Genomic DNA, 18,442 nt, shown 5'->3' on the forward strand with positions numbered 1-18,442 from the left:
CCGTTTCTCGGGGGAGGAATGATGAGCGGAGACCCGTCGCTGCGCATCCTGTCGATCGATCCGCTCGATGACGACGAGCGCGACATTCTCGACGATTGGGGCAACCGCGCAGTCCTGACCCAGCCGACACCGGCCAAGGTGTCGATTCCGGAATTGTTCGCGGCGCAGGTGGTCCGGAATCCGACCGCTGTGGCCCTGGTGTGTGGGGAGCACAGGTGGACTTACCGCGAGTTGGATCAGGCCGCCAACCGATTGGCGCACCTGATGGCCGGTCACGGAGCGGCCGCCGGGGAGTGTGTCGCCCTGTTGTTCCCGCGTTGCGCCGAGGCGATCATCGCCATCTTGGCCGTGCTGAAAACCGGGGCGGCGTATCTGCCGATCGATCCCGCCCACCCCGACGCTCGGATCGCATTCATGCTCTCCGACGCGGCGCCGGTGGCCGCGGTCACCGCCGCTGACCTGTACGCGCGGCTGAAGGGGACCGACATCGCGACCATCGCTGTCGACGATCCCGCCCTCGCCGGACAAGCCGACAGCGAATTGCCGCCACCCGACCCGGACAACCTGGCGTACCTGACCTACACCTCCGGAACCACCGGTGTCCCCAAAGCTGTTGCCGTGACCCATCACAACGTCACACAGCTGCTCGAACCGCTACCCGCCGCCCTGCCCGCAGACCCGGGACAGGTGTGGTCGCAATGGCATTCGCTGGTCTTCGACGTGTCGGTGTGGGAGATCTGGGGTGCGTTGCTGCACGGTGGCACGTTGGTGGTGGTACCTGAATCGGTGGGCACCTCACCAATGGACTTTCACGCGTTGCTGGTCCGCGAAAACGTCAGCGTGTTGTGCCAGACTCCCTCTGCGGCAGGCATGTTGTCGCCGGAGGGGTTGGACGCCACCACACTGGTGGTGGCCGGTGAGGCGTGCCCACCGGATCTCGTCCGGCGGTGGGCGCCCGGGCGCGTGATGATCAACGCCTACGGGCCCACCGAGACCACGATCTATGCGGCGATCAGCGCGCCGTTGTCGGCAGAGTCCAGTGCCGTACCGATCGGCCGGCCGGTGCCTCGCGGGGCGGCGTTTGTATTGGACGAGTTTCTGCGTCCGGCGTCCGAGGGCACGGTCGGTGAGCTGTATGTGGCTGGGGCGGGGGTGGCCGTCGGATACGTGCGCAGAGGTGGCTTGACCGCGGCGCGGTTCGTGGCATGCCCGTTCGGTGCACCAGGGCAACGGATGTACCGCACGGGCGATCGGGCCCGTTGGGACGACAACGGTCAGTTGCACTACCTGGGTCGCTCCGACGAGCAGGTCAAGATTCGTGGTTACCGCATCGAGCTGGGCGAAATCCAGGCCGCCTTGGCCGCGTTGGACGGCGTGGAGCAGGCGGTGGTGATTGCCCGCGAAGACCGCCCGGGTGACAAGCGCCTGGTCGGTTACGTCACCGGCAGTGTTGATCCGGCCGAATTGCGCAGCGCGCTGGCAGAGCGCCTGCCCGCCTACATGGTCCCGGCCGCGGTGCTGGTGTTGGAAGCCGTCCCGTTGACGATCAACGGCAAGCTTGACCGCCGGGCCCTGCCGATGCCGGAATACCGCAGCGACGCAGACGAATTCCGCGCTCCGAGCACGCAGGTGGAAACCCTCCTGACCGATATCTATGCTCAGGTGCTCGGTGTCGATCGGGTTGGAGTCGGCGACTCATTTTTCGCTCTGGGCGGCGACAGCATCCTGTCGATGCAGGTGGTGGCGCGGGCCCGGGCCCACGGTGTGCTGTTCCGGCCGCGCGATGTCTTCGTGGCGCAGACCGTGGCACGGCTGGTGGCGGCGTGTCAGGTGGCCGGTGATGAGGCCGCCGCGGACGAAGGACTCGGACCGGTGGCGCCCACGCCGATCATGCGTTGGCTGCAGACGGTCGACGGCCCGGTGGGCGAGTTCAACCAGACCGTCGTCCTGCGGGCGCCGGCCGAGGTGTCCGAAGCTGACGTGGTGGTCGTCCTGCAGGCGCTGCTCGATCACCATGGCGCGTTGCGGCTACACGTGCCGACCGAGGCGGGGGACTGGGCGCCGGTCGTGCCGGAGGCGGGGTCGGTGCGAGCCGGTGACTGTCTGCGGGTCGTCGACGCGTTGTCGGAGGAGACGCTCACCGCGGCCCGGTCGCGCCTTGACCTGACCGCCGGCCGGATGCTGTCGGCACTGTGGGTGCCCACCACCGGGGAGCTGGCGTTGGTGGTCCACCATCTGGCTGTCGACGGAGTGTCGTGGCGAATCCTGTTGGAAGACCTCAACATCGCCTGGAACCAGCATCATCGAGGGGAGCCGGTGCAGTTGCCCACCGGTGGGACGTCGTTTGCCCGATGGTCGTCAGTACTGGCCGACCACGCGCGCAGTAATCAAGTGACCGCGCTCGCCGACGCCTGGCGGCAGGTCACGTCGCACCCGCCTGTCCTACCGGATGTCGACCCGGTCCGCGACACCTACGCCACGGCCGGTCAGATGTCGGCCTCGTTGGATCCTGAGACCACCCGTCAGTTGCTCGGTCCGGTGCCGGCGGCATTTCACGCCGGGGTGCAAGACATCCTGTTGATCGCGTTCGGATTGGCCTGGAACGAATTCATCGGCGGCGGAGTGCCGATCGGTATCGATGTGGAAGGTCACGGTCGTCAGGAAGAGATTGCACCAGATCTCGACCTGTCGCGCACCGTCGGCTGGTTCACCACCAAGTATCCCGTGTCGCTGCGGTTGGGCGATCTGAGTTGGGCGCAGGTGACTGTCGGCGACACTGCCCTCGGCGCGATTCTCAAGCACGCCAAGGAACAGCTGCGCGGCCTACCGGACGGTCTCACCTACGGTCTGCTGCGTTATCTGAATCCCGATGTCACCCTGGATGGTTCGGATCCGACCATCGGGTTCAACTATCTCGGGCGGCTCGGCGCCGGTTCGGGGGAGCTGTCGGCCGGGTTGTGGCACATCGATCAGAGTGCCCTGGCCATCGCCGACGCGGCGTCGGCAGTGGCCATGCCCTTGATGCACACGGTCGAGTTGAACGCAGGTATCGAGGACAGCGAGCTGGGCCCGAGTTTGCGGGCCGGTTGGACGTGGGCGCCGTCGTCGGTCGACGAGGACCAGATCCAGCGTTTGAGCCGGTTGTGGTTTGAGGCACTGGTGGGAATCTGCGCGCACGTGTGCTCCGGTGGCGGGGGGTTCACACCGTCGGACATCGCTCCGGCCCGACTGACCCAACGGCAACTCGACGAGCTGACTGATCGGTACCGCGTCGCCGACGTGTTGCCGCTGACCCCGATGCAGGAGGGTTTGCTCTTCCACACCACCTTCGCTCATCGGCGGTCCGATCCCGTGGCCGCCGAACTGTATGCGGTGCAACTGGATTTCACCGCGATCGGCGTCCTCGACCAGGATCGGCTACTCGATGCGCTCCGCACCGTTGTCGCACGCCATCCCAACCTCGCGGCCCAGTTCTGCACCCAGTTCGGCGAGCCGGTACAGGTCATACCGGCCGACCCGGTGATGGCGTGGCGGTGTCTGGATCTACGGGAAGATGACCGCACGCCCGAGGCCGAGGTGGATCGACTCTGTGCCGCCGAGCGGGCCGCGGTGTGCGACCTCGGCACCGGTCGGCCGACCTTCCGGGCGGCGTTGATCCGTACCCGAGGAAACGAGCATCGGATCGTGCTGACGTTTCACCACGTCGTCATCGACGGTTGGTCGCTACCGATTCTGCTGCGGGAGATCTTCGCCAGATACTTTGGTCAGCGGCTGCCGGCGACCGGGACCTATCGCGATGCGGTGAGCTGGCTGGCCAGCCGGGATCGTGACGCCGCCCGTGCGGCCTGGCGGGAGGTGTTCGAGGGATTCGAGAGTCCGACCCTGGTTGCTTCGCCGGCACCACCGGGGCCGCGCGGTGTGGAAACGTACCGTGTCTCGGCTGCGGAGACGAAAGCTGTTGGTGCACTGGCGCGTGCCTGTGAGACCACGGTCAGCACCGTGTTGCAGGCGGCCTGGGCACAGCTGTTGATGACGCTGACCGCTCGGCGTGACGTGGCCTTCGGCACGGTGGTGTCGGGTCGGCCGGCGGAGGTGGCGGAGGCCGACACCATCGTCGGTCTGCTGATCAACACCGTGCCGGTGCGGGCCCACGCCGCTGCGGACTGCACGGTCGCCGACTTGTTGGACCAGCTGCAACATGCCCACAACGACACAGTCGAGCACGAACACCTGGCGCTGAGCGAAATTCACCGCCTCACCGGTCACGACCGACTGTTCGACACCTTGTTTCTGTACGAGAACTACCCGCTGGATGCTGGGTCCTTTTCCAGCGCACACGAATTGACCATCACCGAGTTCAGCAACCGCGAATACAACCACTACCCGTTGTCGGTGATGGCGCTGCCCGGCCACGAACTCGGTATCCGGGTGGAATACGACTCCGGGGCGTTCGATGCGGCGGACGTCGACGCGCTGGCCGAGCGATTCCGACGGCTTTTGACCGTCATGGCCGAGGACCCCGGTCGGCGGCTGTCGGTCATCGACGTGCTCGATCCGGCCGAGCACACGCGGCTCGACGCCTGGTCGCACCGGGCGGTCCTGACCGGGCCGACCACGGCGCCCACCTCGATTCCACAGCGGTTCGCCGAACAGGTGACGCGTACCCCGGACGCCCCCGCGCTCACGTGTGACGGCCGCACGATGGGCTATCGCGAGCTCGACGAGTCGTCGAATCGGTTGGCGAACCGGCTGTCGGCCGAGGGTGTGGGTCCGGGTGACTTTGTGGCAGTGCTGTTTCCGCGTTGCGCCGAGGCGATCGTGGCGATTCTCGCGGTGCTGAAAGCGGGGGCGGCCTATCTGCCGATCGACCCGGCGGTGCCGTCGGCGCGGCTGGACTTCCTGCTCCGCGACACCGCCCCGGCTGCCGTGATCACCACGGAGTACCTGAGGCATCGGCTGGACCAGTTCGACGGGCTGATCATTGACGTCGATGACCGCGCCGTTGCCGGCGGCCCCAGTGCCGGGTTGCCGATGCCGGCCCCCGACGACATCGCCTACGCGATCTACACGTCGGGCACCACCGGCACTCCAAAGGGTGTGGCGATCACCCACCACAACGTCACCCGATTGTTCGACTCGCTTGACGTCGGCCTGGAGCTGGGACCGCAACAGGTGTGGACACAAGGTCATTCCTACGGGTTCGACTATTCCGTCTGGGAGATCTGGGGTGCGCTGCTGCACGGTGGTCGGCTCGTTGTCGTCCCGGATTCGGTCTCGGCGTCGCCGCCGGATCTCCATGCGCTGTTGGTTTCCGAGAACGTCAGCGTGCTGAGTCAGACGCCGGCAGCGGTGGCCGCCCTCGACCCCGAAGGATTGGACTCGACGGTACTCATGGTGGCGGGTGAGGCATGCCCGCCGGAGGTGGTGGACCGGTGGGCACCGGGCCGGTTGATGCTCAACGGTTACGGTCCGACCGAGACCACGGTCTATGCCACGATCGGCGCGCCGGTGGCCGACGCGAGCGTGGTTCCGATCGGCTTTCCGGTGCCCGGCGCGGCGGTGTTCGTTCTCGACGAGTGGCTGCGACCGGTACCGGCCGGTGTGGTGGGCGAGCTGTATGTGGCCGGTCTCGGCGTGGCGGTGGGCTACCTGCGTCGGCCGGCGTTGACCGCGTCGCGATTCGTGTGCTGCCCGTTCGGCGGCCGTGGGGCGCGCATGTATCGCACAGGAGATCTCGTGCAGTGGGGCGCAGACGGGCAACTGCAGTATCTGGGCCGCGCTGACGGGCAGGTCAAGATCCGCGGCTACCGCATCGAACTCGGTGAGATCCAGGCGGCCTTGAGCGAGCTCGACGGGATCAGGCAGGCAGCGGTCATCGTCCGTGAGGACCGGCCGGGGGACAAGCGTCTGGTTGGTTACGTCACGGAAACCACGAGCGGCACTGTGGATCCCGCGGCGGTGCGCCGCGCGCTGGCCGATCGGCTGCCGGCCTATCTGGTGCCGGCGGCGATCGTGGTGCTCGATGCCCTGCCGCTCACGGTGAACGGCAAACTCGACAAACGCGCACTGCCCGCACCGGAGTACCACGCCGTCGAGACCTACCGCGCGCCGACCAACGCGGCCGAGCAGACCGTGGCGGGTATCTACGCCCAAGTCCTCGGAGTCGAGCGGGTAGGGGTCGACGACTCGTTCTTCGAACTGGGCGGTGACTCGATCTCCGCGATGCGTGTGGTCGCCGCCGTCAACACCGCTCTCGATGCCGACCTGGCGGTCCGTACCCTGTTCGAGGCGCCGTCGGTGACTGCCCTGTGCCGACAACTGGGCCGCGAGGCCGAGTCAAGCGTTGTCTCGGTCAACTTCGCGTCGGTGCATGACCCCGGTGCCGATCAGGTGCGGGCAAGCGACCTGAGATTGGACAAGTTCATCGACGCGGCCACGCTGGCGGCCGCCCCGACCGTGCCGCGCCCCGACGGCAAGCCGCACACCGTTCTGCTGACGGGGGCGACCGGCTTTCTCGGCCGCTATCTGCTGCTGGACTGGCTCAAGCGGCTGCGTCGCGTCGACGACACGGTGATCTGCCTGGTGCGGGCGGGCTCCGACGCGGACGCGCGGCAACGACTCGAGGCGACCTTCGACACCGACCCGGCCCTGTACCGCTATTTCCGCGAATTGACCGACGGGCGGCTCACGGTGATTGCCGGCGACAAGGGGGAACCCAACCTCGGGTTGGACGAAGACACGTGGCAGCAGTTGGCCGAAACGGTCGATGTGATCGTCGACTCCGCGGCCTTCGTCAACGGAATCCTGCCCTATGACGAGTTTTTCGTTCCCAACGTGGTGGGTACGGCCGAGCTGATCCGGTTGGCGATCACCACGAAACTGAAGCCCTACACGTTCGTGTCGACCGCCGATGTGCGTCATCAGATCGAGCCGTCGGCGTTCACCGAGCACGCCGACATCCGTGAGATCAGTCCGATCCGCGCCGTCGACGGCAGCTTTGCGAACGGGTACGGCAACAGCAAGTGGGCCGGTGAAGTGTTGTTGCGCGAGGCCCACGACCTGTGCGGGTTGCCGGTGGCGGTGTTCCGCTGCGACATGATCCTGGCCGACACCAGCTACGCCGGTCAGCTCAATGTGCCGGACAACTTCACCCGGATGGTGCTGAGCGTGGTGGCCACCGGGCTGGCGCCGGCGTCGTTCTATCAACTCGACGCCGACGGCAATCGCCAACGGGCACACTACGACGCGCTGCCCGTCGGTTTCGTCTCCGAGGCGATCAGCACGCTGGGCTGGCAGGCGGCCCGTGCCGGTTCATCGAACTTCGAGACCTACCACGTGATGAATCCGCACGACGACGGCATCGGCATCGACGAATACGTCGACTGGCTGATCGACGCCGGTTACCCCATCGAGCGCATCGCCGATTTCGGAGAATGGTTGCAGCGCTTCGAAACTGCCCTGCGCGCACTTCCGGACCAGCAGCGTCGTCATTCGGTGCTGCGGATCTTGGCCTCGCAGTTCACGAACGATCTGAAAGCGCCCGAGCCGACCCATGGGTCCTACGGGCCGACCGATCGGTTCCGAGCGGCGGTGCGGGAGGCGGGAATCGGCGCCGACACCGAGAATCCGGACATCCCGCACATCTCGGCACCCATCATCACCAAGTACGTGACCGAGCTGGAGCGGTTCGGCCTGCTTCCGCCGCTGGCATCGTCGGCGTAGCGCCACGACGTCAGGCTCGCCGGCTCACCGGGACCGGGGCCGGGCGCCGCGGCCGTAGGTGATGTCGGAACGTTCGGGGTCCCACTGGTTGCGGAACACCACGTCGGACAACGGGCGGCGGCGCACCGGTCCGTGTTTGCCCCGGGGCCAGCCGACCACGATGTGCCCGGCCAAGAACCACTCGTCGGGGATGCCGATCGATTTGCGCAGGACCTTGTCGCCGTCGTAGGACGCCCAGCTGGTGATGCAGGCGCCGAGTCCCTGGGCCCGGGCCGCCAGATAGAAGTTCTGCATGGCGGGGTAGATGGAGCCGCCCTGCAGGAACTCTGACGAGAACTCGTTCTTGAAGGCAGCGAACAACACGGACGTGTATTCGGCGGCACGGTCGTGCAACTCGTAGGTGGCCCGGTTGTTGCGTGCTGCCCGGCTCTGGTCGTCAGCGGTAGGCCGCGACATGCCGTAGATCGATTCGATTGAGGTCAAAGCGATCTGGGCGGCCTCGGCAACGGCAGCGCGTTGTTCGGGTGCATCGAGCACGATGAATCGCCACAACTGGGCGTTCGCCCCGTTGGGTGCCCAGGTGGCGGCCTGCAGGCAGCGGTTGAGCGTCTCGTCGTCGACCGGCGCGTCGGTGAATCGGCGGATGGACCGTGCGGTGGACAGCACTTCCCAGACATCGGTGGTTGGATCCGGCATTCCATTGGTGTACTCGACGCGGCCCTCGATGTCGAGTGTCTGCGAACCTCTCGCCCAGCTGAACCCACTGCTGTACAGTCGTATTGCATTTGGACGTGTGTACAGCGACGAAAAGGAGTCGATGCTGTGAGCGATAGGTTCTCGATGGAGGGGAAGGTCGCCGTCATCACCGGTGGCGGAACCGGAATCGGAAGGGCATCGGCGCTGGTCTTGGCCCAGCACGGTGCGGATGTGGTGCTGGCCGGGCGTCGCCCGGACCCGCTCAAGGAGACCGCTACCGAGATCGAGGCGCTCGGTCGCCGGGCTCTGGCGGTACCGACCGATGTGACGAACGCCGAGGAGTGCAATGCACTCGTCGAGACGACGCTGGCCGAGCTCGGTCGGCTTGACGTGCTGATGAACAATGCCGGTGGTGGCGAGACGAAGTCCCTGATGAAGTGGACCGACGACGAGTGGCACCAGGTCCTGGACCTGAACCTGTCCAGCGCCTGGTACCTGTCGCGGGCCGCGGCCAAGCCGATGATCGCCCAGGGCAAGGGCTCGATCGTCAACATCTCTTCGGGGGCCAGCCTGCTGGCGATGCCGCAGGCGCCGGTGTATGCCGCCGCCAAGGCCGGCTTGAACAACCTGACCGGGTCGATGGCGGCTGCCTGGACGCGAAAAGGGGTGCGGGTCAACTGTATTGCGTGCGGTGCCATCCGGACCCCGGGCCTGGAGGCCGATGCTGCGCGGCAGGGCTTCGACATCGACATGATCGGCAAGACCAACGGTTCGGGCCGGATCGCCGATCCTGACGAGATCGGTTACGGCGTGCTGTTCTTCGCCTCCGATGCGTCCAGCTACTGCTCCGGGCAGACGCTGTATATGCACGGTGGCCCCGGCCCGGCAGGCGTCTGAGATGGGCGTGAGCATCAGTCACGTCGGGCTTCGGGTCCGCGGCATCGACACCGTCAAAAAGTTCTACGAGGCACTCGGATTCACCGAGGTGCAGCGGATGACGGTCCCCGACAAGATGGCCGCCGGCCTGCTCGGGTTGGCCGAGCCGATCGGATTCGAGGCTGTCTATCTGCAGAACGACGGATTCGTGCTGCAGCTGTTGACCTTCTCCGGACATCCTGCCCCGGATGAGCCGCAGCGGAACATGGTCGGCGCCGGCCTCACTCACATCTCGATCGCAGTGGACGACATGGCCGAGGCGCAGGCGTCGGTGCAGTCCTCCGGTGGCGCCGTGGTAGCCGACCCGGGCGGTGGGTTCGCCTGCATGGTCCGCGATCCCGAGGGGCAGTTGATCGAACTGATCCACTCAAAGGTGCGGCCGGTTCCGGCTGGTTGAGTTCCCGTTCGAGGGGGCCGCGGCGGTGGTGTGTTGACGGCACACCGCCGCCGCTTGCGTTTCACCTAAGCTTGTCGACCATGCCCGCGTAGTCGTCCAGGAAGGTCAGGGTGGTCGAAGGGTCACCGTCCTTCTTGTGTCCACCGCCCTTCTTGCGGCCACCGCCCAGCACCGCCCGGTTGAATCCCAGGTCGCGGTAGCTGGCCAGAGTGTCCAAAGTCGGGTTGCCCCAGGCCATGATCGTCAGATCCAGGGCGGCCGGATCGCGACCGGCTTCCTCGGCCGTCCGGCGGAAATCGTCGAGGGCCGCACCCACGTCGCGGAACGCGGCATCCCCGGGCAGCCAGCCGTCGGCCCAGGCCAGGCATTCTCGAACAGCCTTGGGCCCGGTGGCGGCGGCCAGCAGCGGCGGTCGCGGTCGCTGGCTGGGTTTGGGATACGACCACACCGGGTCGAAGTCGTAAAAATCGCCATGATGTTCGGAGCCGGAGAGTTCGGACTCATCGTCGTTCCACAGCGTGGTGAGTGCGGCCACCATATCGGCCAATGCGCGATAGCGATCGGCCCATTTCACCGACCCGGACACTTCGAGTTCGGCACGCGCGCCGACGCCGACGCCGAGGACCACCCGCCCGTTGCTCAGATGGTCGAGCGTGGCGACTTCCTTGGCAAAGGTGAACAATTCGCGCTCCAGCGGCAGGGCCACGGCGGTGCCGATGCGCAGCTTCGTGGTGGCCTGCGCGGCGGAGAGCAGGGACAGGAACGGGTCGAGTATCTGCTTCTGCGCGGCGAGAAGGGCGGGGTGGAACTGGTCGGCGGCGGCCAGCGGAATCTGCGGATGCTCACCGACCCACAGTGATTCGAAGCCGCGGGACTCCAGTTCCGGGCCCAGGGTGGCCGGTGCGAGGTCCCGCGGGGTGTTCAGCGAGACGAATCCCAAATCCATGACTCTCCTTTGGACCGACGAAAGATGCTGTACGATCGTACTGCACTGGCCGCCTCGGCGGCGATGAACAAACCGAGGAGTGCGACGCGCATGGTGGTGACCAGCCCGCTCTACTACGATCCGTACGACGTCGAGATAGATGCCGATCCGTACCCCGTCTACAAGCGCCTTCGTGACGAATCACCGTTGTATTACAACGAAAAGCGGGATTTCTGGGCGTTGTCCCGGATGGCCGACGTCGAACATGCCCTGCGGGATGTCGACCACCTCAGCTCGGCCAAAGGTGACATCCTGGAGGTGGTGAAAGCCGAGCCGGTGATGCCGCTCGGTGTCTTCATCAACGAGGATCCGCCGCTGCACACCGTGCATCGGCTGCTGGTGTCACGAGCCTTCACCCCCCGGAAGATGAAGGCCATCGAGGAGCAGGTCCGCGACTTCTGCGCCAAGTGCCTGGATCCGTTAACCGACCGCTTCGACTTCGTGGAACATCTGGGCGCTGAAATGCCGATGCGGGTGATCGGGATGCTGGTCGGAATGCCCGACGAATTGCAGCGCGACGTGCGCAAGGTAGCCGGCCGCAGGCTGCGGAACAATCCGGGTGAGCCGCTGCCGGTGAGCAAGACAAATTACTTCAACGGCAACATGTTTCGCGAGTACGTCGAGTGGCGCCAAGACCATCCCTCGGACGATCTGGTGACCGAGCTGTTGAACGTCGAGTTCATCGATACCGAAGGCGTCGAGCGCAAGCTGAGCTCCGAGGAGCTGTTGGTGTTTCTCGGAGTGATTGCCAACGCCGGCACCGAGACCGTGGGCCGGCTGTTCGGGTGGCTCGGCAAGCTGCTGGGTGAGCACGCCGATCAGCGGCGGGAGTTGGTCGCGGACCCTGAGTTGATCCCAGCCGCCATCGAAGAGGTGCTGCGGTACGAGCCGCCGGTGCACGGCATCACCCGCTATGTCGCCAAAGAGGTGACCTATCACGGAATCACGGTCCCCGTCGGCTCGGCACTTCAGCTCGTCGCGGGAGCCGCGAACCGCGACGAACGCAAGTTCGACGATCCGGACCGCTTCGATATCCACCGCAACGCCAACAACCACGTGAGCTTCGGCAGGGGAACACACTTCTGCCTTGGCGCGTCGCTGGCTCGGATCGAGGGCCGGGTGGCCCTCGAGGAGATCCTCAAGCGGTGGCCGGATTGGACGATCGACGAACAGAATGCCAGCCGTGCGGCCGGTGTCACGGTGCGGGGATGGGACAGCATGCCGGCGATCTTGGGATGACGGCTCAGCCTTCGCGGGCCAGGGCGCTGAGCAGGGTCCTGGCCCGCCGCACCGAGGCGGATCGCTCGGCTCGATCGGCGCCCACGGCGACCGGTTGAGCCCACAGGTCGGTGGCGCCGGCGTCGAGCAGCGCCCGGAGTTGTCGGTGCACCTCAGACTCAGAGCCGACGATCGCGACATCGGCGGCACTGGCGCCGCCCCCGGCCCGAATGATCTGCTCGTAGTTGCGCATTCCGGCATAGGAGACCGCGGTCGCGGCCACCGCGTTGCGGGCTTCGTCGATGTCGTCGTGCACCGCCACCGGCAGCCCGGCCACGACCCTGGGACTGGGTCGGCCGAACTCCGCCGTTGCCGCGGCCAGTGCTGGGATGATCCGGGACTCCAGGGCTTGGCGCGAGGCCATCCACAGCACCACTCCGTCGGCGAATTGCGCGGCGATCCGCAGCATCCGTGGCGACAGTGCCGACAGCAGCAGCGGCACGGGGTGGTCTGGGCGCGCTGCGCGGCCGGCGGTGTGCGCGGTCCAATCGGTGCCGTCGACGTCGACATCCTCGCCGCGCAGTAGCGGGCTGACGATCTGCAGGTACTCCGCGGTGTTGCGGGCCGGATGGTCATAGGACAGGCCGAGTACATCCCGCACGATCGGCTCGTGTGATGGGCCGAGCCCCAGAGACAGACCTGGTCTGCCCATGGCGTTGGCCGCCGCGACCACCCGGTTGGCCTGCAACAGCGGATGGCACGGATATGTCTGCAGCACAGCGGTTCCCAGCTCGATCGACTGGGTGGCACGGCCGGCCATCGCCATCGCCACCAGCGGGTCGCCGGCGATGCCGCTGGCGTACCACAGGGAGGAGAACCCGTCGGCCTCGGCTTGCTGGGCCTGGTTGATCATCCGGTCAACCGATGCGGCACCGCCGGATAGTCCGATACGCAACGCTGATACTCCTGTTCGGTGTATCCGGTTATCGCATGACGTGCGGATACTGCTGGGGTGGATGGACGTCGAACATCGTGCGGTAGGACGGTGGTTGGCGCCCCTCCTCGTCGGTGATGCCGTACTTGGTCGCCAGTTCGGCTCCGATCAGGGTCTGGCCACTGGACTCCATGAGGTCTGGATCGTTGAACAGCGCCCAGATGACGTGCCCGGTGAGTTCGGGTGTCTCGGCACTGTCGAGAATGTGGCCGAACTTGTCCGGCTTGGCGGCGATGATCGCGCGGACCCGTTCGGTCAGAAGAGAACCCATCCAGATCGACACCGCCGCGATGTCGAATTCCCGGAAGTCCACCGCCATATCGGCGGCCATCTTGTCCACACCCGCCTTCGGAACGCCATAAGCGGGTCCGAAGGCGTAGTGCACCGATCCCGACGATGAGGTGAAGACGACCAGCCCGTTGCGCTGCGGCAGCATCAGCGGCGCGCACAGCACCGTAGCCGCATAGCTGCTGCGCAGCCCGACGTCGAGGGTGTCGAGGACGCTGAGTGGTTCCTCCCAGAACTTGGTGCGGCCCATCATCTCGTCGCGAATGATCGCGGCGTTGTTCACCAGGATGTCCACCCGCCCCTGTTCTTCGGCGATCCGGTCGAACAGGGCCTTGACCTGATCGTCGTCACCATGGTCGACCCGTACGGCGATGCCCTCGCCGCCGGCCGCCGTGACCTGCTCGGCGGTGTGGTGGATGGTGCCGGCCAGTGCCGAATCTTCCTGGTTCTCACTGCGTCCGGTGACGTACACCGTGCAGCCGTGACTTCCCAACGCATGCGCGATACCTGCGCCGGCACCTCGGCTGGCTCCGGTGACGACGGCGATGGGTCGTTTGGTCCCCATGTATTCGGGTCCTCTCTGCGGTCGGCTCAGCCGGCGATCTCGGCGGCGGTTTTCAATTCGGTGATCGGCCGCGCCAGGCCCTGTTCGTCGCAGATTCGCTGCAGCTTGGCCACGGTCTCTTCAACGCCCGGGCCGAGGCGTGGCCCGGGAGTGAACGTCGCGGGAAGGTTCCGCATGCCCTGGATGACCCCGATGCTGTCGTAATGCACCGTGCCTTCGGCCACACACTGGTAGTCGGGAATCCGGTCGAGGACCGCGGTCAGCATGGACTTGAACACCGTCCTGGCCACATTCGAGCCGATGCATCGATGCACTCCGAGACCGAAGCTGAAATGCCGGTTGTTCTTTCGGTCCATCACCAACTGGTCTGGATCATCGAACAGGTCTGGATCGCGGTTGGCCATCGCCCACGACAACCAGAGCCGCTCGCCTTCACGAAGGAGGGTCCCGTTCAGATCGATGTCGTCGGAGACGGTCCGGGCATCTCCCGGAGCGGGTGTGAAGAACCGCAAGAATTCCTCGGTGGCGCGGTCGAGAAGAACGGCACGTCCAGCGCTCAGTTGGGTGCGCTTGTCGGGGTGTTGCGACAGCCACTCCAACGCGTGCGCCGTGAGTGCGGTGGTGGTGTCGAACCCGCCGCCGATCAACAGATTCAGCATGCCGATCAACTCGATGTCCGGCGGTGCCTCGCCATCGATGCGTAGTTTGGCCAGGGCGTCGATGATGCCGGGCCGCGGATTCTCCCGAATCTCCGTCAGATTGGTGAACAGGTCGATACCCATCGCCATGTAGAGCTCGCGCACGCGGGCGGCATCGGGGGAGTCCGGCGGGGTGTAGACCGAGGCGTGGGCAGGCTCGTTGTACATGGCCCATTTGTCCAGTGAGACACCGAGCATGGCCAGGGTGAGCACCGCCGGCACCACGTTGGCCAGGTCGTCGACGAAATCGATGCGCCCGGACTCGATGCGGTCATCGATGCAGGCCCGGACGATCTCGTCGACAAAGGGGATCCAGCGTTTGACGGCGGCGGGGGACAGGTACGGGTTGAGCGCGGTGCGGTAGAAGCGGTGCTCGGGATCGTCCATTTCCAGCATGCCGCCACGAAAACCTTCGGCTTCCAGCATCGTCGGAATGGAGATGCCTTTGTAACCACGGCGCTCGTTGTTCACATCGTGGTCATTGGAGACGTGCGGACAGCGGGCCAACTCGAACACCTGCGAACCGCCCGCGGCGACCCAATGTCCGTCGTAGGTGTCGGTCCAGGCAATGGGACACCGTTGCTGCATCTCATGGGTGATGTCGAGGAAGTTCTCCCGGTAATCGGGGCCGTGGCGGTCGAAGTGGTAGCGCGCGGCCGGGTCGGTGGGAGCGTTCATTGTTCGGTCTCCGTGGTGAGGATGTGGATGGCCTGCTCCGGGCAGGAGCGCACGGCCTCGTGCACCTGCTCGTGGTACTCGGCTGGAACGACATCGACGGCGACATGTGCGTGGCCGTCGGTGTCATCGAGTTCGAAGATCTCCGGCGCGATCATCGCGCACAGGGTGTGGCCCTGGCAGCGCGACGGGTCGACTTCTACTCTCACAGTGGCTCCTGATCGAAACGTGGATGGTCCAAGGGATTTGGGTCAGGTGACGGCGCCGCCGTTGACACCGATCACCTGGCCGGTGACGTAGCCGGCGTCTTCGGAGGCCAGGAACGAACACACCGCGGCCACATCCTCGGGGCTGCCGAGCGCCCCGGCCGGGATCGCCTGGTTCAGGTACTTGTCCGGAGGTAGTTTCCCGGCGGTCTGTTGCTCACGCAGCATGGGTGTTTCGATGGCGAAGGGTGGCACCGTGTTGGCGGTGATGCCCTTGGCGGCATAGTCGAGTGCCACGGTCTTGGTCAGCGCGATGACACCACCTTTCGCCGCGGAATAATGCGCCTGCCCTTGTGCGCCCTTCTGGCCGGCAGCCGAGGAGATGGTGATGATGCGGCCCCACCGCGCGCTGAGCATGTCGGGCAGGACCGTCCGGATGCTCAGGAAGGTTCCGGTCAGGTTGACCGCCAGATAGCGGTTCCACTCCTCGAGGGTGATCTTGTCGAGACGGCTGAAACCGGAGATGGCTGCGCTGGTCACGAGGATCTCCACCGGTCCCAGTTCGGCGCGCACCCGGTTGAACGTCTCCGCGACGGCATCCTCGTCCGAAACGTCGACTCCGAGAGCTATCGCTCGACCGCCCGCCGCTTGGATCTCGCTCGCGGCCTTTTCGGCCGCTTCGGTGTTGAGATCAAGAACCCCAACGTGTTTACCGTCGGCCGCGAGTCGGATTGCGATCGACCTGCCGAGCCCTGACCCGCCACCGGTCACCACTGCTGTCCGGTTCATCACTTCGTCCTCCTGTGCGCCCGATCACATCCGCTATACGAATGTATAGCGGATGGTTGTTTCTGGCACAAGCGAAGGCGATGCTGTACGAGCGTATGGCATATGCCCTACACTCGTGCTGACTTTTCAGGAGGAGAACAGCTGTGAGCGACCTCTATTACGACCCGTGGGACGTGGACATCGATATCGATCCGTACCCGACCTACCGTCGGCTGCGGGACGAGGCCCCCGTGTATTACAACGAGCGCCACGACTTCTGGGGTATCAGCCGCTACGCTGACGTCGATGCGGCGCTGAAAGACACCACCCGTCTCAGCTCTGCGAAGGGCGACATCCTGGAGGTCGTCCTGACCGATCCGGTGATGCCGCCGGGGATCTTCATCAATGAAGACCCGCCGCTGCACACGATTCACCGAGCGATCGTGTCCAGGGCCTTCACCCCGAAGAAGATGCGCGCCATCGAAGACAAGATTCGCGCCTTCTGCGTGGCGTGCCTGGATCCGTTGGTCGGCGGCGAGCGCTTCGATTTCGTCGAAGACCTCGGCGCCGAGCTGCCGATGCGGACGATCGGCATGCTCGCCGGTATCCCGGATTCCGAGCAGCCCGCGGTGCGTGAACATGCCAACCAGGTGCTGCGCAACGAACCGGGTCAGCCGATGCGGATTGAAAAAGAACGATACTTCACCGGGGAGATGTTCGGCGAGTACGTCGAGTGGCGCGAAAAGAACCCCTCCGACGATCTGATCACCGAACTTCTGAACGTGGAGTTCGAGGACGAGACCGGCACCACCCGCAAGTTGGCCAAACAGGAACTCATCGTCTTCCTGGCCGTCGTGGCGGGGGCAGGGGTGGAGACCACCGGCCGGCTGTTCGGGTGGATGGGCAAGGTGTTGGCAGAACATCCCGACCAGCGAAAGGAACTCGCCGAAAACCACGCGCTGATCCCCACGGCCATCGAGGAATTGCTGCGCTATGAGCCCCCGGGTCCGCATGTGGCCCGCTACGTCGCGACCGACGATGTCAGATTCCAGGACCAGGTGGTGCCCGCCGGTAGTGCCTTGCTGATGATGCTGGCGTCGGCCAACCGGGACGAGCGTCACTTCGACGAGCCCGACCGGTTCGACATCCACCGTAAGCCTGGCGGTCACTTGACCTTCGGTCGCGGCGCGCATTTCTGCGTCGGCTCGCCGCTGGCCCGGCTGGAAGGCCGCGTCGCGCTCGAAGAAGTGCTCAAACGCTGGCCGACCTGGGAGGTCGACATGTCGGGAGCACGCCGGTCGCGAACCTCCACGGTGCGTGGATGGGACACCATGCCGGCGATCGTCGGCTGAGCGAAGGGAACCAGCAATGACATCACCAGATCGCCGGGTCGCGGTGATCACCGGCGCGGCGCGCGGGCAGGGCCGTAGTCACGCGGTGGCGCTGGCCGAGGCCGGAGTCGACATCATCGCCATCGACCGGTGCGCCGACATCGACTCGATCCCTTACCCGTTGGCGACCAAAGAGGATCTGGCCGAGACTGCCCGCCTGGTCACCGAGTCCGGCGGGCAAGCCGAGACGGCCATCGCCGACGTCCGCAATCTGGCCGAGCTGCGTGCCGCGATCGACACCGGGATCGCCGCCTTCGGTGACATCGACATCGTGGTGGCCAACGCCGGTGTGGTCGGGATCGGGCTGGATGACCCCCTGGATGAAACGGTGTACTCCGACATCGTCGACACCAACCTACGCGGCGTGTGGAACACCATCGCGGCCACCGCACCGTCGATGATCCGCCGAGGCGCCGGCGGATCGATGATCCTGATCTCCTCGATGCAGGGCCTGGTGGGACGCGGAGGGGACGGCAGCGCAGCAACATTCGCCTACGCGGCGTCCAAACACGGTGTGGTGGGGTTGATGCGCTCGGCGGCGTATGCCTATGCGCAGCACAACATCCGAGTGAACTCGGTGCACCCCACCGGGGTGGCCACCCCGATGATCTTCAACGAACACATGGCCAAAGTGTTCGAGGCCAACCCGGATTCCAGCGCGATGACCGGCAACCTGATGCCGGTGCCGTTCGTCGAACCACTCGATGTCACCAATGTGGTGGTGTTTCTGGCCGGTGAGAAGGCCCGTTACATCACCGGCGTGGCGCTACCGGTCGACGCCGGATTCGCCATCATGTGACGGCAGCAACGGAATCGGGGGGGGGGGGGCGCACCCCCCGGGGGGGGGGGGGGGGGGGGGGGGGGGGGGCGCGGGGGGGGGGGGGGGGGGGGGGGGCGCCCCCG

Annotated in this window: 13 protein-coding genes; 6 read left to right on the forward strand and 7 right to left on the reverse strand. The window is 65.9% G+C overall.

The features are described from left to right. Window positions 1-21 precede the first annotated feature (21 nt). Complete coding sequence (locus A5740_RS02530) at window positions 22-7,722, forward strand: non-ribosomal peptide synthetase (RefSeq protein WP_076191247.1); 7,701 nt, start codon at window positions 22-24, stop codon at window positions 7,720-7,722. 24 nt (window positions 7,723-7,746) lie between these two features. Here the strand turns inward: A5740_RS02530 and A5740_RS02535 are convergent, their stop codons facing one another. Next, the gene (locus A5740_RS02535; protein WP_076191190.1) at window positions 7,747-8,418 is read right to left on the reverse strand and encodes a nitroreductase family protein; all 672 of its coding nucleotides are present in this window, start codon (window positions 8,416-8,418) and stop codon (window positions 7,747-7,749) included. Between the two features lie 126 nt (window positions 8,419-8,544). On the opposite strand from A5740_RS02535, the gene A5740_RS02540 reads away from it, so the two are divergent. Both A5740_RS02540 and A5740_RS02545 read left to right on the forward strand, forming a co-directional pair. After that, on the forward strand, window positions 8,545-9,315 hold the full coding sequence (locus A5740_RS02540) for an SDR family NAD(P)-dependent oxidoreductase (RefSeq protein WP_076191191.1): 771 nt from the start codon (window positions 8,545-8,547) through the stop codon (window positions 9,313-9,315). Between the two features lie 7 nt (window positions 9,316-9,322). Beyond that, window positions 9,323-9,751, forward strand: coding sequence for a VOC family protein (locus A5740_RS02545; RefSeq protein ID WP_076191249.1), 429 nt, complete (start codon window positions 9,323-9,325; stop codon window positions 9,749-9,751). A gap of 61 nt (window positions 9,752-9,812) precedes the next feature. Here A5740_RS02545 and A5740_RS02550 read toward each other — a convergent pair whose 3' ends face one another. After that, on the reverse strand, window positions 9,813-10,697 hold the full coding sequence (locus A5740_RS02550; protein ID WP_076191193.1) for a TIGR03619 family F420-dependent LLM class oxidoreductase: 885 nt from the start codon (window positions 10,695-10,697) through the stop codon (window positions 9,813-9,815). Between the two features lie 90 nt (window positions 10,698-10,787). On the opposite strand from A5740_RS02550, the gene A5740_RS02555 reads away from it, so the two are divergent. Continuing rightward, the gene (locus A5740_RS02555; protein WP_076191250.1) at window positions 10,788-11,975 is read left to right on the forward strand and encodes a cytochrome P450; all 1,188 of its coding nucleotides are present in this window, start codon (window positions 10,788-10,790) and stop codon (window positions 11,973-11,975) included. Window positions 11,976-11,979: 4 nt separating this feature from the next. Here A5740_RS02555 and A5740_RS02560 read toward each other — a convergent pair whose 3' ends face one another. The 5 genes from A5740_RS02560 to A5740_RS02580 are packed head-to-tail and all read right to left on the reverse strand — an operon-like array spanning window position 11,980 to window position 16,169. Continuing rightward, window positions 11,980-12,909, reverse strand: a complete 930-nt coding sequence (locus tag A5740_RS02560) for a TIGR03564 family F420-dependent LLM class oxidoreductase (RefSeq protein ID WP_076191194.1) — start codon at window positions 12,907-12,909, stop codon at window positions 11,980-11,982. Window positions 12,910-12,937: 28 nt separating this feature from the next. Then, entirely contained in the window at window positions 12,938-13,801 is an 864-nt protein-coding gene (locus A5740_RS02565) for an SDR family NAD(P)-dependent oxidoreductase (protein WP_076191196.1), read from the reverse strand. A gap of 26 nt (window positions 13,802-13,827) precedes the next feature. Further along, on the reverse strand, window positions 13,828-15,177 hold the full coding sequence (locus tag A5740_RS02570) for a cytochrome P450 (protein WP_076191198.1): 1,350 nt from the start codon (window positions 15,175-15,177) through the stop codon (window positions 13,828-13,830). Further along, on the reverse strand, window positions 15,174-15,383 hold the full coding sequence (locus A5740_RS02575) for a ferredoxin (protein ID WP_076191199.1): 210 nt from the start codon (window positions 15,381-15,383) through the stop codon (window positions 15,174-15,176). The genes A5740_RS02570 and A5740_RS02575 overlap by 4 nt, the downstream gene beginning before the upstream one ends. Window positions 15,384-15,425: 42 nt before the next feature. Continuing rightward, a complete protein-coding gene (locus A5740_RS02580) occupies window positions 15,426-16,169 on the reverse strand; it encodes an SDR family NAD(P)-dependent oxidoreductase (RefSeq protein ID WP_076191201.1) in 744 nt (247 codons plus the stop codon). 143 nt (window positions 16,170-16,312) lie between these two features. Here A5740_RS02580 and A5740_RS02585 point away from each other — a divergent pair, with 143 nt between their 5' ends. Beyond that, window positions 16,313-17,500, forward strand: coding sequence for a cytochrome P450 (locus A5740_RS02585; RefSeq protein WP_076191202.1), 1,188 nt, complete (start codon window positions 16,313-16,315; stop codon window positions 17,498-17,500). Window positions 17,501-17,516: 16 nt separating this feature from the next. Then, on the forward strand, window positions 17,517-18,338 hold the full coding sequence (locus tag A5740_RS02590) for a mycofactocin-coupled SDR family oxidoreductase (protein WP_076191204.1): 822 nt from the start codon (window positions 17,517-17,519) through the stop codon (window positions 18,336-18,338). Window positions 18,339-18,442: the final 104 nt, after the last annotated feature.

The sequence above is a fragment of the Mycobacterium sp. GA-1841 genome (assembly GCF_001954135.1).
Classification (GTDB): domain Bacteria; phylum Actinomycetota; class Actinomycetes; order Mycobacteriales; family Mycobacteriaceae; genus Mycobacterium.

What these genes read in the sequence shown, in the direction of transcription:
- A5740_RS02570 (WP_076191198.1), bottom strand. Translation starts at nt 15,177, where the DNA reads ATGAACGCTCCCACCGACCCGGCCGCGCGCTACCACTTCGACCGCCAC.
- A5740_RS02555 (WP_076191250.1), top strand. Translation starts at nt 10,788, where the DNA reads ATGGTGGTGACCAGCCCGCTCTACTACGATCCGTACGACGTCGAGATA.
- A5740_RS02590 (WP_076191204.1), top strand. Translation starts at nt 17,517, where the DNA reads ATGACATCACCAGATCGCCGGGTCGCGGTGATCACCGGCGCGGCGCGC.
- A5740_RS02565 (WP_076191196.1), bottom strand. Translation starts at nt 13,801, where the DNA reads ATGGGGACCAAACGACCCATCGCCGTCGTCACCGGAGCCAGCCGAGGT.
- A5740_RS02580 (WP_076191201.1), bottom strand. Translation starts at nt 16,169, where the DNA reads ATGAACCGGACAGCAGTGGTGACCGGTGGCGGGTCAGGGCTCGGCAGG.
- A5740_RS02530 (WP_076191247.1), top strand. Translation starts at nt 22, where the DNA reads ATGAGCGGAGACCCGTCGCTGCGCATCCTGTCGATCGATCCGCTCGAT.
- A5740_RS02535 (WP_076191190.1), bottom strand. Translation starts at nt 8,418, where the DNA reads ATGCCGGATCCAACCACCGATGTCTGGGAAGTGCTGTCCACCGCACGG.
- A5740_RS02550 (WP_076191193.1), bottom strand. Translation starts at nt 10,697, where the DNA reads ATGGATTTGGGATTCGTCTCGCTGAACACCCCGCGGGACCTCGCACCG.